The following is a 15,958-nucleotide window of genomic DNA, read 5'->3' as shown; positions in this document are numbered from 1 at the left end:
TATGGAGTTCTCCCAGTCCGACAAGCTCGCCGACGTCTGCTATGACGTCCGCGGGCCGGTCCTCGACGAGGCGACCCGGTTGGAAGCGGCCGGTGCGCGCATCCTCAAGCTGAACATCGGCAACCCCGCGCCGTTCGGCTTCTCCGCACCGCCGGAGGTACTCCAGGCCGTCATGGCACATCTGGCGGACGCCCAGGGCTACAGCGACTCCAAGGGTCTGATCGCCGCGCGCGAGGCCGTCGTGCGCTACCACCTGCGCAAGGGCATCCGCGGGATCAACCCGGACAGCGTGTACCTCGGCAACGGCGTCTCCGAGATGATCATGATGTCGTTGCAGGCGCTGCTCAACAACGGCGACGAGGTCCTCGTGCCCGCGCCCGACTACCCCCTGTGGACGGCGGTGGCCAGCCTCTGTGGTGGGCGGCCGGTGCACTACCTGTGCGACGAGTCCGCCGACTGGGCGCCCGACCTCGCCGACATCGCCCGCAAGGTCACCCCGCGCACCCGGGCCATCGTGGTGATCAACCCGAACAACCCGACCGGTGCCGTCTACGACCGGGCCACGCTCGAGGGCATCATCGAGATCGCCCGCCGCCATGAGCTGATGCTGCTCTCCGACGAGATCTACGACCGCATCCTCTACGACGACGTCGAACACCTCTCCACCGCGTCGCTGGCGCCCGACCTCGTGTGCATGACCTTCAACGGCCTGTCGAAGGCCTACCGGCTCGCCGGCTTCCGCGCCGGCTGGATGGTCCTGTCCGGCCCACGCGAGCGGGCCACCTCGTACATCGAGGGCCTCAACATCCTCGCGAACATGCGTCTGTGCGCGAACGTCCCCGGCCAGTACGCCGTGGTCGCGGCGCTGACGGAGGACGGCGGAGCCGGCGACCTCGTGCTGCCCGGCGGGCGGCTGCGTGAACAGCGCGACACCGTCATCCGGCTGCTGAGCGCCATCCCCGGGGTGACCTGCGTGCCACCGCGCGGCGCCCTCTACGCCTTCCCCCGCCTCGATCCGGACGTCTACCCCATCGACGACGACGAACAGTTCGTCTTCGACCTGCTGGCCGCGGAGAACATCCTGCTGGTGCAGGGCTCCGGCTTCAACTGGCCGCGCCCCGACCACGTCCGGATCGTGACCCTTCCCTCGGTCGCCGACCTCACCGACGCCGTCGGCCGGATCGACCGCTTCCTCGCCTACTACAAACAGCGCTGACCGCCCCCGGCCGCCACCACGCCCAGCGACCAGCCGCGGACGAGGATCCGTCAGCGCGGGCGACCCCTGTGCACCCTGCACGCTCGCCGCACCCCCGGATGCCGTCACGCGATGTGACCGCGGGTCGGGGGGCGGCGCCGTGTCGCGGGAGCGATCCGGCAGGATTCACGACGACCGGCGGAACGCCCGGATCGTTGTGCGTCGCGCTGTGCGACGGCCGCCGCGGAGCGAGCAGGAGGTGAACCGGGATGAACGAAGGTGGCTCCCCCGCGCCGAAGCCATCGCTGTCCGCCGCACCCCCGACCTCGGCTTCGGCCCCCACCATCCTGCCGCGCCAGGACCCGCCGCGGTCGTCTCCCGGCGCGGATCGCTCCCCTGAGGCCCCGGGCGCGGCACCCCTCGTGGGCGGTTCGGCGGCGACGCACCGCCCACGAGCCATCCGAGTTATCCACAGCTTCATCCACAGGAATCGAGTGTTCTGTGGAAAACCTGTGGACGAATCGCGTGGAACGGGGCCCGAGGCGGCCGAAGGAGGCGTCAGGGCCGACAGGAGCGACGGCTCGTGGCGCGGCCGGCCGGTGCGCGTGGCTGAACGTCATCGACGGGACGTCGTGCTGGCGCTCGTACTGGCGGGCGCCATGGTCGGGATGGACGTCGCACTGCACACCAGAATTGGCCGACCATTGTGGTACGACGAACTCTGGCGGCCGCACTTCGCGGGGGAGCCGTCCGGCACGTTCTGGTCAGAGCTCCAGGTGGCGAACGCACCGTCCTCGCTCGGCGCGATCGCGCTGACCCGGCTCGCCGGGGAGGTCCTGGGCTGGCACGCCTGGTCACTGCGGCTGGTCGGGGCGACGCTCTGGCTGCCGGTGCTGGCCGCGGGCACCTACCTGACCAGCCGCCGGTTCACCGGGATGGTCGCGGCCCTCGGCGCCGCCGTGGCGGTCGCGGGCAGTGTCACGGTGGTCGACTCGGGCACCCAGCTCAAGCCGTACGTGCTGGACGCGGTCGTCACCCTCGCCGTCCTCGCGCTGTGGACGGCGTCCGGGCACCGGCTGCGCGACCGGACGCTTGCCGGCGCGCTGACGCTGCTCTCGCTGCCGGCGGTGTTCGTGCTGCTGCCCCTGGTCGTCCGGGACGTCCGCCGGGAGCGTGGCGGCGCCTGGCGGTCATCGCCCGCGCTGGTCATCGCCGCGATCCACGTGAAACTCTTCGTCGGGCACCAGTCGGGGCAGCGGGTGAGCCACTTCTGGGACGACCAGTTCCTGGCCGGACGTGGCGTGGTCGATGGTCTGCGCTTCGTCGCCGATCAGGTGCTCGCGACACTCGGTGGCACCCCGCCCGGCATCGACCGGTACGACCCCAATCTGGTGCACTCCCTGGTCGAGGGGCATCGCGTGGTGACGACGGTGCTGGGCGCCGCGACCACGGTGGCCGTCCTGGTCGGGGTGCGGGTGCTGTGGCGGCGTCCGGGCGGCGCGACGCTGCTGGGTGCGCTCGGCGGTGCGGAGTCGCTCGTGCTGGCGGCCAGCGGCGCCCGGTACTGGCCGTTCGGTGCCTGCCGGACGAACCTCTTCCTCGTCCCCCTGCTGGTGATCGTCGCCGCGGCCGGCGCGGACGAGCTGCTGGCCACGGCCCGCCGGATCGTCACCGGCCGACACGACAGCCTGGACCGACACGACAGCCTGGACCGACACGACAGCCTGGACCGACACGACAGCCTGGACCGACACGACAGCCTGGACCGACACGACAGCCTGGACGGGCACGACAGCCTGGACCGGCAGCACGGCGGCGCGGCCCGGATCGGCCCTCGGGCTCTGCCCGTGCGCGCGGCCATGGTCGCGGCGATCGTCGTGTGCCTGGCCGGGGTGGTGGCGACGCCGGTGAGCGCCGCAGGGGGACTCGGTCGGTTGTGGCGTGAGCGTGGGGCCGTCCGTCCGATCGACGCGATGGTGGCGGTGACCGTCGCGGCTCGGGCGCAGTACCGGCCCGGCGACACGGTGATCGTCGGTGGCCGGCTCGCGCGGGCCGGGTGGCTGTACGGCATGGAACTCAGCGATGACACCGGCGGGACGCGCGCCCAGCGCGTCCCGCGATCCGCGACGATCTTTCTGACCACGATCGGCGGCGGTACCGGCACGGCCGGTGCGGGCGGCGCGGCCAGTCGGGCGGGGGTCCTTGGCTCGGGGGATGTGGCCGCCGCGGTGCGGGGTCGGCGGCCTCCGTCCGGTGGGGTGCTGGTGTTCGTGCTTGCCTACGACCGCCGGGGCGCCCCGGCGGCGCTCGCCCAGCTGCGCCGGGACGGCTGGTGCACGACGTCCAGCCAGGTCTTCGAACTCACCGGAACTCTGTACGGTCTACGTCGCTGCCCGGCCACGGCGCGGGCCGATGCCCCACATCGGCCGGTGGAACGCGACAGTTGGCCAATCCACGCGCGAAGATAGGGGAAAATGGCTGAGGGAGCGCCGGTGCACATCGCCGAAGAGGGCAGCAGCGGGCCGTCCCGTCGCCGTGGGGCGCCCGGACGAGGCACCACTGTGCGGGCGACCCGTCAGGGTGACGCCGTCTGCGCCGCGCTCGCCGAGACCGATGCCTTCACCAGCGCCCAGGATCTGCATGCCCGGCTGCGCGTGCAGGGGACGGCGGTGGGGCTGACCACCGTCTACCGCCATCTGCAGGTGCTGGTCGACCGGGGTGAGGTCGACATGCTGCGCCGCGACGACGGCGAGACCGTCTACCGGCGCTGCGCCACCGAGGCACACCATCACCACCTGGTCTGCCGGTCCTGCGGTCGGACGGTGGAGATCGCCGGGCCTGAGATCGAGCAGTGGACGGAGGCGGTCGCGGCGGCCGAGGGGTTCGTCGACGTCGCCCACACCGTGGAGATCTACGGCACCTGTGCCAGCTGCGCGCTGGCGGCCGAATCCTCCGCCTGACGCCGCCCCCGCGATGGGGCTGGCGGCGAGGCGCGGCCGCGGAGCGGACGGCGGGCTGGGTGTCACGGCGGGCTGGGTGTCACGGCGGGCTGGCGGACAGGCCGGTGCAGGGGCGTAGGGCGTTCCAGCTGGCGAGGGCCTGGGTGGCGGCGGTGCCGGTGAGGGGCCTGGGGGCGCCGCCGGAGATGCGGGCGGGTACCCAGGTGGCGTCGGTGACGGCGCGGCCGGCCGCGGTCAGCCGGAGCACCCCGGATTCGGTGTTGCGGCCGCCACCGGAGGCGTAGAAGACGAAGTTCCCCAGGCCGTAGTCGACGTAGGCGCCGTCGCTGGCCCAGCCGCCGCCGAGGAGCACATGGGCGTGGCTGCCGACGACGATGTCGGCGCCGGCGGCGCTCAGCAGCGGCTCGAGGGCGCGTTGGGCGTCACCGGGGCACTGCTGCTGCTCGACACCCCAGTGCAGGAACACGATCAGCGTGTCGGTCGACGCCCGGGCGGCGCGGACGGCGGCGACCAGCTTGTCGACCTGTTTCGCCGAGGCGAGGCCGGGTTTGCCGGGGCCGGCGGTCCAGGCGGCGGCCAGCTGGTCGTCGAGGACCTGGGTGGCGCCGATGACCGCGATCCGCTGGCCCTTGATCGTCGTCCGGTACGGGGTGAAGGCGCTGGTGTCGTCCAGGCCGATGCCGATCACCGGGTAATGGGCGGCGGCGGCGGCCGCCAGCGAGTCGCGCAGGCCGACCTCGCCGTAGTCCATACCGTGGTTGTTGGCCATGTTCACGACGTCGATGCCGGCGGCGCGCACGGCGTCGAAGGCGGTGGCGGGGGCGGGGGCGCGGAAGGTGAACTCCTTCGGCGCCGCGGTGCCGCGGTCGGTGACGGCGGTCTCCAGGTTCGCGATCGCGAGGTCGGCGGCGGACAGGGTGGCCGACATCGGGCCGACCGCGGTCGCCGGATCGGCGGCCAGACGCTGGCCGGACGAGCCGGCGAAGTGGATGTCCCCGCCGAAGGCGATCGTGACCGGTGTCCCGGTCGGCCGGCGTGGGCCGTTACCGACCGGGGCGGTGCCTTCGGCCGTGGGGGTGGACGTCGCCTGGCCCGCGGCACCGGCCGAGGTGCCGGGGGTCGGGGTCGGCGTCACCGGATCGTCGGTGTCGCCGTACGGCAGCGAGCAGGCCGTCAGCATGATGACCAGCCCGACCGCCCCGGCCACGGCCGCCCGAACCGGTGCGGCCCGAACCAGCGCCGCCCGAACCAGCGCGGCCCGGGTCGGGATCACGGGGTGAGCAGGGCGGGGGCGAGCTCGCGCCACTGGCGGCGGGGCAGCCCACGGCGGTCGAAGTCGAGGACCTGGACGGCCACCTGGTCGGCGCCGGCGCCGAGGTGCTCCTTGATCCGTCCGAGCAGGACGTCCGCGTCGCCCCAGGCGACGATCGTGTCGACCAGCCGGTCGGAGCCGGTACCGGCGAGGTCGTCGTCGTCGAAGCCGAAGCGACGCAGGTTCGTGGTGTAGTTCGGTAGCCGCAGGTAGGAGCCGGTGTGCCGGCGGGCGAGTTCGCGGGCCCGCGCCGGATCGGTGTGCAGCACGAACGCCTGCTCGGGGATGAGCAGCTTGTCGGGGCCGAGGATCGCGCGGGCCGCGGCGGTGTGCTCGGGTGGGACGAAGTAGGTGTGGGCGCCGTCGGCGCGGTCGCGGGCGAGACCGAGCATCTTCGGGCCGAGCGCGGCGAGCACCCGCGGCGGGGCGGCCGCCGGGGGGACGGCGCGGTACTGCTCGGCCGCCATCCGGTCCATCTCGTCGAGGTAGGCGGCCATCTGGGACAGCGGCCGGGTGTAGGCGGCACCGCGGATGTGCATCAGCTCCGCGTGCGAGACACCCAGGCCCAGCAGGAAGCGGTCGGGGAAGGCCTCGGTGAGGGCCAGCTGGGCCGCGGTCATCGTCAGCGGGTTGCGCGCCAGGATCTGGGCGATCCCGGTGGCGATCGTGATCTGGCTGGTGGCGGCCAGCGCCAGGCTCGCGGTGACCAGCACCTCGCGGCCCTTGACCTCACCCGTCCACAGGGTGGGGTAGCCGAGTTCGTCGAGCTCCGTGATCGCCTCGCGGACCACACCGGCCGGCGAGAAGTCGAACTGGCCGCTCCAGATCCCGACCTTTCCGAGATCACGGCGGGCCGGCGGGCGGGTCGCGTCCTGCGCAGTCGTCACCGCGCCACCGTACCGAGCCCCCCGTCCCGTGGCAGGCCCTCCGGGGCTCGAGCCCGTTGCGGACACGCGGATCCGAGCGGACGGGCAGATCGGGTTGCCAGCCGGCCAGCAGGGTCTATCGTTGCTCAGTGTGACGGAGCTCATGCAGCTACTCACCCCGGGTGGTCGACGGATCACTGTGGCATCCGAGGCGATGTCGCCCGCGGCGGATGACCCGCCGGTCGACGTCGCGGCGTCCGATCCACGTCCCGAGATCGGTGAGCCGAGCGCCGTCGATCTGGACCTGCCGGCGCTGGTCGCCGACCTCACCCCGGCCGATCTGGTCGGCTTCTACCGGGACATGGTGCTGGTCCGCCGGTTCGACGAGGAGGCGACCAGCCTCCAGCGTCAGGGTGAGCTGGGCCTGTGGGCGAGCCTGCGCGGGCAGGAGGCGGCCCAGGTCGGCTCCGGGCGGGCGCTGGGCATCCACGACATGGCCTTCCCGTCCTACCGCGAGCATGGCGTGGCCTGGTGTCGCGGGGTGGACCCGGCCGCGATCCTGGGGATCTTCCGGGGGACGAGCCTGGGTGGCTGGGATCCCGACGAGCACGGGTTCGCCCTGTACTCGATCGTCGTCGGCGCGCAGACGTTGCACGCCGCCGGCTACGCGATGGGGATGTCCCGCGATCACAGCACCGGTGCGGCGATCGTCTACTTCGGCGACGGGGCGTCCAGTGAGGGCGACGTCAACGAGGCGTTCGGCTGGGCGGGCGTGTTCGGCGCGCCGCTGGTGTTCTTCTGCCAGAACAACCAGTGGGCGATCTCCGAGCCGGCCCGGCGGCAGAGCCGCACCGAGATCTTCCATCGGGCGTCCGGTTTCGGTTTCCCCAGCGTCCGGGTGGACGGCAACGACGTGCTGGCCTGCCTCGCCGTCACCCGATGGGCCCTGGCGACGGCACGGGCCGGCCACGGACCGGTGCTGGTCGAGGCGCTCACCTACCGGATGGGCGCGCACACCACCGCCGACGATCCGACCCGCTACCAGGCCAGCGAGCAGCTCGAACGATGGCGCCGACTCGACCCGCTGGACCGGCTGCGCACCCATCTCGCCGCCGCCGGCCACCTCGACGGACAGCGGGAGCAGCGCCTCGCGTTGGAGGCCGACGCGTTGGCGCATGACCTGCGCGTACGTTGTCGCGCGTTACCCGACCCGGATCCGGCGATGCTGTTCGACCATGTGCAGGTCACCGACAATGCTCTGGTGACGGCGCAGCGCGCGGCCTTCGTCGCGGCCCGCGCCGGCAGCGCGGACGGCAGAGACGTCGCGGGTGGCGGAGCTGGCGCGGATGGCAGTGGTGTCGGGGCGAGGGAGGGGACGGTCGTGGCGGGCGAGCGGCGTGGGAGCGGGGCAACGTGGTGACAGGAGGGTTGGCGACGAACGGCGCGGCGACGAACGGCCTGGCGACCCAGGAAGTGGCCCGGGCCAGCGAGGCACGGACCAGCGAGACGCGGACCAGCGAGGCACGGACCAGCGAGACGCGGACCGGACCGGCGAGCGGTAGCGCGCAACCGGCTCCGATCACGCTGGCCAAGGCGCTCAATCTCGGCCTGCACGCGGCGATGGCGGCGGACCCCAAGGTCATCGTGATGGGTGAGGACGTCGGCACGCTCGGCGGGGTCTTCCGGGTGACCGACGGGCTGCAACGGGAGTTCGGCGAGGCCCGGGTCATCGACACCCCGCTGGCCGAGTCGGCGATCGTCGGGACCGCGATCGGACTGGCCATGCGTGGCTACCGGCCTGTCTGCGAGATCCAGTTCGACGGTTTCGTCTACCCGGCGTTCGACCAGATCGTCAGCCAGCTGGCGAAGCTGCATTACCGGTCGGCGGGGCGCATCCGGCTGCCGGTGACGATCCGCATCCCGTTCGGCGGTGGCATCGGCGCGGTCGAACACCACAGTGAGTCACCGGAGGCGTACTTCTGCCACACCGCCGGGCTGAAGGTGGTCGCCTGCTCGAACCCGCACGACGCGCACCACATGATCCAGCAGGCGATCCGCTCCGACGATCCGGTGATCTTCCTGGAGCCCAAGCGGCGCTACTGGGAGAAGGCGGTGGTCGACCCGCGTCCCCTCCCCGATCTGGTGACGGGTTCGGTGGACGCGGTCGACGCGGCGGGCGCGGCGGTGGGGCTGCATCGCAGTGTCGTCGTGCGCGCCGGCACCGATGCCACGCTCGTCGGCTACGGCCCGACCGTGCGGACCTGCCTGGACGCGGCCGAGGTGAGCGCCGCGGACGACGACCGGTCACTGGAGGTCATCGACCTGCGTTCGCTGTCGCCGCTGGATCTGGGCCCGGTGCTCGAGTCGGTGCGCCGCACCGGACGGCTGGTGGTCGTGCACGAGGCGCCGTCGAACGTGTCGGTCTCCGCGGAGGTCGCGGCCCGGGTCACCGAGGCGGCGTTCTACTCGCTGGAGGCCCCGGTGCTGCGGGTGACCGGTTTCGACACCCCGTATCCGCCGGCCCGCATCGAGGACCACTACCTGCCGGACATCGACCGCATCCTCGACGCCGTCGACCGCTCCTTCGCGTTCTGAACTGGGGATCTTCGTGGCACAGCGACAGTTCCGGCTTCCCGATCTCGGTGAGGGACTCACCGACGCGGACATCGTCCGCTGGCTCGTGCAGGCCGGTGACGCCGTCACGGTGAACCAGCCGCTCGTGGAGGTGGAGACCGCGAAGGCGGTCGTCGAGATCCCCAGCCCCTTCGCCGGCGTCCTCGTCGAACGGCACGTCGAGGAGGGGGTCACCCTCGCCGTCGGCGCCCCGCTGCTGACCGTCCGCACCGCGGACGGCGACGGCCCGGACGGCACCCCTGACCCGGATGGCCCCTCTGGCCGCGATGGCGCCGCCGCGACGGCCGGCGCGCCCGAGGGGGAGGCCGGTGCCGACGCGGGCCCGGCCGAGGACGAACGCACCCCGGTCCTGGTCGGCTATGGGCCGCGGACACATCAACAACGCCGACGAAGCCCTCGGCGGCGGCCCGTCCCGGCGGGCGAGCCCACCCCCACGCCCGCGGCGCCACAACCACCGGCCCAGTCCTCCGAGCCAGCACAGTCCTCCGAGCCAGCACAGTCCTCCGAGCCAGCACAGTCCTCCGAGCCAGCACAGTCCTCCGAGCCAGCACAGTCCTCCGAGCCAGCACAGTCACCGGCGCTCACGCGGGCGGCCACGGACGGTCGGACGGTCGGCGCGGTGCTGGCCAAGCCGCCCGTGCGCAAGCTGGCCCGGGACCTCGGCGTCGACCTCACCACGCTGGTCGGCACCGGGCCCAACGGGACGATCCGGCGCAGCGACATCGAGGCCGCGATGCGCGTCGCGGCCCGCGCGCTCCCGGTCGCGAACCCGCCCGCCTGGCCGACGACCGGCCCGGCGGTGGGCATCCCGGGGCCGGAGACGCCGCTGTCCGCGACATCGCTGCCGGGGTCAGCGCCGGGGTCAGGGCTGGTACCGGGACGGGCGGCGACGGGCGCCGTGGCGGGGGCGATCCCGGCGGACGCGACCTATCTGGGCGCCGACGGCGGTGCGGAGGGCCTCGGTGGCTGGCGGGTGCCGGTGGTCGGGGTGCGCCGCGCGATGGCGCAGGCGATGGTCGCCAGTGTCGCGGCGGCGCCGCACGTCACCGAGTTCCTGAGCGCGGATGCCACCGAGACGATGGCGGCACGGGAGCGGATCGCGGCGCTGCCGGAGTTCACCGGGGTCCGGATCACGCCGTTGCTGTTCGTCGCCCGTGCCCTGCTGATCGCCGTCCGGCGGCATCCGATGATCAATTCCCGCTGGGTGGCGGACGCCGGTGACGGACGGGCGGAGATCCGGGTGGCCGAACAGGTGAACCTGGGTATCGCCGTGGCCGGGCCGCGGGGTCTCGTGGTGCCGCACATTCCGGCGGCCGACCGGCTTGACCTGGCCGGTCTCGCCCAGGCGCTGGCCACCCTGACCGCGGACGCCCGCGCCGATCGGCTGGAGCCGGCCCGGCTGCGCGGCGCGACCATCACCATCACCAATGTGGGGGCGCTTGGTGTCGACATCGGCACACCGATTCTCAACCCGCCCGAGGCCGCGATTCTGGCGCTCGGCTCGATCCGCCCGACTCCCTGGGTGCACGAGGGGCAGGTCACCGCGCGTACGGTGGTGCAGCTCGCGCTGTCCTTCGACCATCGGATCGTGGACGGACGCCTCGGTGCCGCGGTACTCGCGGACATCGGTGCCATGCTCACCGACCCCACGGTCGCACTCGCCTGGTCGTGATCCTCTCATCGGAGCCACCAGGTCACCACAAAGCACGCGAGAGGGGCACACAACTGTGCACTCGGGGTTCCCTGGTACGGTTGCGCCCCTGACCGGATTCCGGCACAAAGAGGTGGAACCATGACGCGAGTGGAGGCACTTCAGGCCGCGGACGAGTTCGTCGCCAAGGTGCTGACCTCCGCCAACTCCAGCGGCCGCTTCACGGGCACGCTGAACCTGGCTGAGCGGGTCGATCTCACTCTCCGAGTGGCCCGGTTCCTGCTTGAGGGGCAGTCCTCCTCGGAGTCCGACGATCTGCTGAAGCGGGACATGCGCAACGAACTCGACCAGGCTTTTCCGCCTCTGCGCACCTCCTGATCGGAGGCGGCGCAGAGGCGCTGGTCGAACGGCATTCGGGCGGTGGGTGGGAGTCGTCCGGCAAGGCCACAGCGGTGAGGCGTGTCCGGCAGGGTCAGGAACGCGGCCGGGTGGAGTCCGGCTCCGTGGAACCCACGTGCACGACCTCCTGCGGCTCCACCTCCGGGTGGCGTCGCGCGTTGAGCTTGTCGTCCTCCTCCGCGGTGAGCCCGGGCTCCCGGCGCCGCGGCGCCTCGTAGGGCGAGCTCGGGTCGACCAGGATGGTGTCGTCCACCGACACCGACACCGGCGACGGCGTGCCGGCCTCGACGGACTCCTCGACGATCCGGCGGCGCCACTGGTTCTGGTAGAGGGTGATACCGAGGCCGACCAGGCTCACCAGCATCAGGATGATCCCGACCGAGTCCAGATCGAGACCGGACGGATCGCTACGGACGGCGAAGGTGAGTACGGCACCAAGGGTGAAGAACGCGAGGCTCAGCGGGATTCCCATGCCGCCCGCCGTACCCGGCAATCGGCCCAATACAACCCCCGCACGCCACAAAGACCACAGACCCCGGAAACGTGCCCGGGGTCCGTGGTCTTCGGGTGTCGAGGCGGTGCTCCCGGCTGGTCGCCGGATCGGTCCAGCTCGCGGGCCGGCTCAGCTCAGAAGGCGTCCTCGGCCAGGTCCATGAGCTCGAGCCCGGTGTTCTCGGCGAGGGCGCGGGCCATCTTCAGCTCCGGCAGCACGGTCGCCGCGAACCAGCGAGCGGCGGCGATCTTGCCCCGGTAGAACTCGGCGTCCCGGCCTTCGTCGGCACCGCCCGCGAGCGCCCGCAGCGCCACGTCCGCGCCGCGCAGCAGCAGCCAGCCGATCAGCAGGTCACCGACACCCAGCAGCAGACGGGTGGTGTTCAGGCCGACCTTGTAGACCTGCCGCGGGTCGTCGGCGGCGCTGGTGAGCTGGCCGACCATGGCGCCGATGATGCCCTCGGTGTCCTCCAGCGCGGCACCGAGCGCCTCCCGCTCGTGGCGCAGCTCGCCGTTGCCCGCCTCCCCCTTGACGAAGGTCTGGATCTCGCCGAGCACCGCGGTCAGTGCCTGGCCGCGGTCGCGCACAATCTTGCGGAAGAACAGGTCCTGGCCCTGGATGGAGGTCGTCCCCTCGTACAGGGTGTCGATCTTGGCGTCGCGCAGGTACTGCTCGAGCGGATAGTCCTGCAGGTAGCCGGAGCCGCCGAACACCTGCAGGGACGACGCCAGCAGCTCGTAGGACCGCTCCGAGCCGACCCCCTTGATGATCGGCAGCAGCAGGTCGTTGATCCGCACGGCGAGCTCGTCGTTCTCCCCGCGGGCCTGCGCCGCCGCGATCCGGTCCTGGAAGGTGGCGGTGTAGAGGACCAGCGACCGCATCCCCTCGGCATAGGCCTTCTGCGCCATGAGCATCCGACGCACGTCCGGGTGGTGGATGATCGTGACGCGTGGCGCGGACTTGTCGGTGGCCCGCGGCAGGTCGGCGCCCTGCACCCGGGTGCGGGCGTAGTCCAGGGCGTTGAGGTAGCCGGTGGACAGGGTCGCGATCGCCTTGGTGCCCACCATCATCCGGGCGTACTCGATGATCTGGAACATCTGCGCGATGCCCTCGTGGACGTCGCCGACGAGCCAGCCCACCGCCGGTGCGCGCTCGCCGAAGCGCAGTTCGGTGGTCGTGGAGACCTTCAGGCCCATCTTCTTCTCGAGGTTGGTGACGTAGACGCCGTTGCGCTCGCCGGGGTCGCCGGTCGTCGGGTCCGGCATGAACTTCGGCACGACGAACATCGACAGGCCCTTCGTCCCGGGGCCGTGGCCCTCCGGACGGGCGAGCACGAGATGGACGATGTTCTCCGGGATGTCCCAGTCACCGCTGGTGATGAAGCGCTTGACGCCCTCGATGTGCCAGGTGCCGTCCGGCTGGGCGAGCGCCCTGGTCCGCCCGGCGCCGACATCGGAGCCGGCGTCGGGTTCGGTGAGCACCATCGTCGCGCCCCAGTGCCGCTCGATCATGAAGCCCGCGATCGTGCGCTGCCACTCGGTGCCCATCCCGTGCAGGATCGCCGCGAACGTCGGCCCGGCCATGTACATGAACACCGCCGGGTTGGCTCCGAGCAGCAGCTCGGACCCCGCCCAGGCGACAGTCGGCGACACCCCGAGCCCGCCGAGCTGGTTCGGGACGAACAGTCGCCACCACTCGCCGTCGAGCACCGCCTGGTAGGAGCGCTTGAACGACTCGGGCAGGGTGACCGTGCCGGTCTCGGGGTCGAGCGTGGGCGGATGCCGGTCGGCGTCGGCGAACGAGTCCGCCACCGGCCCCCGGGCCAACGCGTCGAGTTCGGTGAGGGCCGCGCGGGCGGTGTCGACATCCATCTCCTCGAAGGGAGCGGAGCCGAGCACCCGATCGACGCCGAACAGCTCGAACAGATTGAACTCCAGATCGCGCAGGTTGCTCCGGTAGTGGCCCATGGACGGCTCCTTTCGGGAGCGCCGGGCGGCACACAGAGGCCTAGGCCCGGGCTTTGCTACTCGTGAGTACGGTATTCCCATGCTACCCGCGAGTAACCCGCTGACAAGCGGGGTCGAACAACCCGAACGCCGATAGTTCGCCCCCGCGGCGGTGACCGTGCGCGGCCGGCACCGGTCTCGCCGGGCGACATGTCCCACCACGGCTACCCTTGCCACCATGAGTGACCCCGCCGCCCAGCCCCATCCCCCGGCAGCGGGCGGGACGGTGGACGGCGCGGGTGCCGGGACGGCCCAGGACGTGCGCCTCGCCGTCGTGATGACCGGCGGCGCGAGCCTCGCGGTATGGATGGGCGGTGTCGCCGCCGAGATCAACCTGGCCACCGGCGACCCCGGCCGGCACCGGGACGCGGACCGGCCCGGCGGCGGTGGCGTCGATCCGGTGGACGCGGCGCTGGCCGCGCGATATGCCCGACTGAAGGCGATCCTCGACGTGACGTTGGACGTCGACGTGCTGGCCGGGGCGTCCGCGGGTGGCATCAACGCGGCGATGCTGGGCTTCGCGCGCGCCCATGGCGCCCGGCTGGCGCCGCTGCGTGAACTGTGGCTGTCCCTCGGCTCGCTGGACACGCTCATGCGCACACCGCGGGACCGCGAGTTCCCGTCGCTGCTGCGCGGCGACGGGGTCGTCCTGCCCGCCCTGCGTACCGGCCTGCGGGCCGTCGCCGCGACCGGCCACGGAGCGGCCTCGACCCGTGCGGACGCGCGGGGGCGGGCGACGGCGCTGTTCATCACCACGACGATCATGCGTGGTGAGCTCGCCGAACACACCGACTCCCTCGGTGGCACGATCTTCGACGTCGACTACCGCGGCCTGTTCGTCTTCGGCACGCCGGACCTCACCGACCCCGGCGCGATCCCCCGGCTGGCGCTCGCCGCCCGGGCCAGTTCCGCCTTCCCCGGAGCCTTCGAGCCCGTCTACGTCCCGGTCGGACGCACCCCAGACCACCCAGACCACCCAGAGGCTTCGCACGGCGTTGACCCCGATGATGATCGTCCTGATATGGGACGTTATGTCAACAGCGCTCGTGGGTTCCACGCGTCCGACGGGGGGATTCTCGTCAACCGGCCGATCGGGCCGGCCCTGGCGGCGATCTTCGATCGTCCCGCGCACCGGCAGGTCCGCCGGGTGGTGACCTACATCGTGCCGTCCCCGCGCCCCACCGACGTGGCGCCGGACGGGACCCGCACCATCCCGGTCTGGGACGACCCGCGGGCCACCCCGCCGGTCAGCGTCACCCTGCTGGGGGCGTTGGACGCGGCCCTCAACCAGTCGATCGGCACGGACCTGGCCGAACTGCGCGCGCACAACGACGCGGTCCGCGGTACCCGGGCCACCCGTCGGCGGCTGCTACGACTCGCGTCGGCGGGCGGCCGGCGGCTCGCCGACGACGATCTCTACGACGCCTACCGGCGCGGGGTGGCCGAGCGGATCGGCACACCCGTGGTCGAGGCGTTGCTGCGGGTGCTCGCCGACCAGGCGGACCAGCCCCGGCCGGCCGACGCGGACGCCGTCCGCACCGACACCGCCGCCCGCACCGGGCTCGCCAACGCGGCCCGCGCCGCGGTGTTCACGACCCTGCCGGAGCACCTACCCGGCCCGGACACCCTCGGTGAGCTGGGCAGACTCGGCCAACCGGCGTTGGACGGCGTCAAGGGCATCCTGCTGTCAATGATCAACGAGGGCTATGTCCTGTGCCCGTCCCGGCCCGAGCGCATCCGGCTCGCCCGACTCGCCACCGCGATCCACACCGCCACCCTGCCCAGCACGGCACCGGACGGCGAGGCCGGTGGTCCGGGGCGGCTCTACACGTCCTCGCCTCGGCCCGGGGTGTTCACGACGGTTCGCACCACCCTGGCGGCGATGCCCTCGGCGACGTCGGGCGCGGTCGTCGCCGAGGCGACCCGGCGGTGGCTGGCCATCGATCCGGTCGGGGTGGCCGGGACACGGCGACCGGCCGCGGCCTGGCTGGCACTGGCCGAGGTGATCGCGGCGGTCCGGGCCGAGTTCGCCGACCTCGTGCCCCGCTGGACCCCGACCGACCAGCCGCCGACCGGCATCGAGATCCGACCGGCCGGCCTGACCGTCGGTCAGCGCCGAGCCCTGGCCGCCCGCACCCTCGCGGATTTCGTCGCCTATCTGCCCACCACCCGACCCGAAGCCGTGATCGCGCTGCTTGACCTGCACCTGGTCGAGCAGGAGACCAGCGGCGCCGTCCTCGACCAGCCGGTCGAGCTCGTCCAGATCAGCGCCGACCTGCCCACCGCGCTCGATCCGAGCCGCCGCTGGGCCGAGGACAAGCTCACCGGCCTGCGCCTGGGCAACTTCGCCGCGTTCGCCAAGTCGTCCTGGCGGGCGAACGACTGGATGTGGGGCCGGCTCGACGGCGCCGGCTGGCTGGTCCGTGTCCTGCTCGACCCGCG

General features: G+C 72.5%; 12 protein-coding genes. 8 read left to right on the top strand and 4 right to left on the bottom strand.

What is annotated here, in order from left to right; genetic code table 11:
* The first annotated feature begins 1 nt into the window (after position 1).
* The 3 genes from G6R24_RS05120 to G6R24_RS05105 all read left to right on the top strand — a co-directional run bounded on the left by G6R24_RS05120 (position 2) and on the right by G6R24_RS05105 (position 4,155).
* Positions 2-1,216: a pyridoxal phosphate-dependent aminotransferase gene (locus G6R24_RS05120; RefSeq protein WP_163548010.1), complete on the top strand. Its 1,215-nt coding sequence runs from the start codon at positions 2-4 to the stop codon at positions 1,214-1,216.
* A gap of 611 nt (positions 1,217-1,827) precedes the next feature.
* Positions 1,828-3,663 carry a hypothetical protein gene (locus G6R24_RS24405; protein ID WP_338084410.1) on the top strand — a complete coding sequence of 612 codons (1,836 nt, stop codon included), beginning with the start codon at positions 1,828-1,830 and terminating at the stop codon, positions 3,661-3,663.
* Positions 3,664-3,669: 6 nt separating this feature from the next.
* The gene (locus tag G6R24_RS05105; RefSeq protein ID WP_163548009.1) at positions 3,670-4,155 is read left to right on the top strand and encodes a Fur family transcriptional regulator; all 486 of its coding nucleotides are present in this window, start codon (positions 3,670-3,672) and stop codon (positions 4,153-4,155) included.
* Between the two features lie 79 nt (positions 4,156-4,234).
* Here G6R24_RS05105 and G6R24_RS05100 read toward each other — a convergent pair whose 3' ends face one another.
* Positions 4,235-5,428, bottom strand: a complete 1,194-nt coding sequence (locus G6R24_RS05100; protein ID WP_225438136.1) for a CapA family protein — start codon at positions 5,426-5,428, stop codon at positions 4,235-4,237.
* Entirely contained in the window at positions 5,425-6,354 is a 930-nt protein-coding gene (locus G6R24_RS05095) for an LLM class F420-dependent oxidoreductase (protein WP_163548008.1), read from the bottom strand. The genes G6R24_RS05100 and G6R24_RS05095 overlap by 4 nt, the downstream gene beginning before the upstream one ends.
* Before the next feature lie 130 nt (positions 6,355-6,484).
* Here G6R24_RS05095 and G6R24_RS05090 point away from each other — a divergent pair, with 130 nt between their 5' ends.
* The 4 genes from G6R24_RS05090 to G6R24_RS05075 all read left to right on the top strand — a co-directional run bounded on the left by G6R24_RS05090 (position 6,485) and on the right by G6R24_RS05075 (position 10,996).
* Positions 6,485-7,753, top strand: a complete 1,269-nt coding sequence (locus G6R24_RS05090) for a thiamine pyrophosphate-dependent dehydrogenase E1 component subunit alpha (RefSeq protein ID WP_163548007.1) — start codon at positions 6,485-6,487, stop codon at positions 7,751-7,753.
* 200 nt (positions 7,754-7,953) lie between these two features.
* Positions 7,954-8,928, top strand: coding sequence for an alpha-ketoacid dehydrogenase subunit beta (locus tag G6R24_RS05085; protein WP_244957365.1), 975 nt, complete (start codon positions 7,954-7,956; stop codon positions 8,926-8,928).
* Between the two features lie 13 nt (positions 8,929-8,941).
* Positions 8,942-10,639 (top strand): dihydrolipoamide acetyltransferase family protein, encoded by a 1,698-nt coding sequence (locus tag G6R24_RS05080; protein WP_163548006.1) that lies wholly within the window; start codon positions 8,942-8,944, stop codon positions 10,637-10,639.
* 120 nt (positions 10,640-10,759) lie between these two features.
* On the top strand, positions 10,760-10,996 hold the full coding sequence (locus G6R24_RS05075; protein WP_101836413.1) for a hypothetical protein: 237 nt from the start codon (positions 10,760-10,762) through the stop codon (positions 10,994-10,996).
* Between the two features lie 94 nt (positions 10,997-11,090).
* Here G6R24_RS05075 and G6R24_RS05070 read toward each other — a convergent pair whose 3' ends face one another.
* Together G6R24_RS05070 and G6R24_RS05065 are read right to left on the bottom strand one after the other, a co-directional pair.
* Positions 11,091-11,489 carry a hypothetical protein gene (locus G6R24_RS05070; protein ID WP_163548005.1) on the bottom strand — a complete coding sequence of 133 codons (399 nt, stop codon included), beginning with the start codon at positions 11,487-11,489 and terminating at the stop codon, positions 11,091-11,093.
* A gap of 155 nt (positions 11,490-11,644) precedes the next feature.
* Complete coding sequence (locus G6R24_RS05065; RefSeq protein ID WP_163548004.1) at positions 11,645-13,477, bottom strand: acyl-CoA dehydrogenase; 1,833 nt, start codon at positions 13,475-13,477, stop codon at positions 11,645-11,647.
* A gap of 217 nt (positions 13,478-13,694) precedes the next feature.
* Here G6R24_RS05065 and G6R24_RS05060 point away from each other — a divergent pair.
* Positions 13,695-15,958: patatin-like protein (locus G6R24_RS05060; RefSeq protein ID WP_163548003.1), on the top strand; the 2,264-nt coding region annotated here is incomplete at its 3' end.

The sequence above is a fragment of the Candidatus Frankia nodulisporulans genome (genome assembly GCF_902806475.1).
Taxonomy (GTDB): Bacteria; Actinomycetota; Actinomycetes; order Frankiales; family Frankiaceae; genus Frankia; species Frankia umida.
Note: the sequence above shows the minus strand (reverse complement) of the source record. Positions and strands in the feature narration are given on the sequence as shown.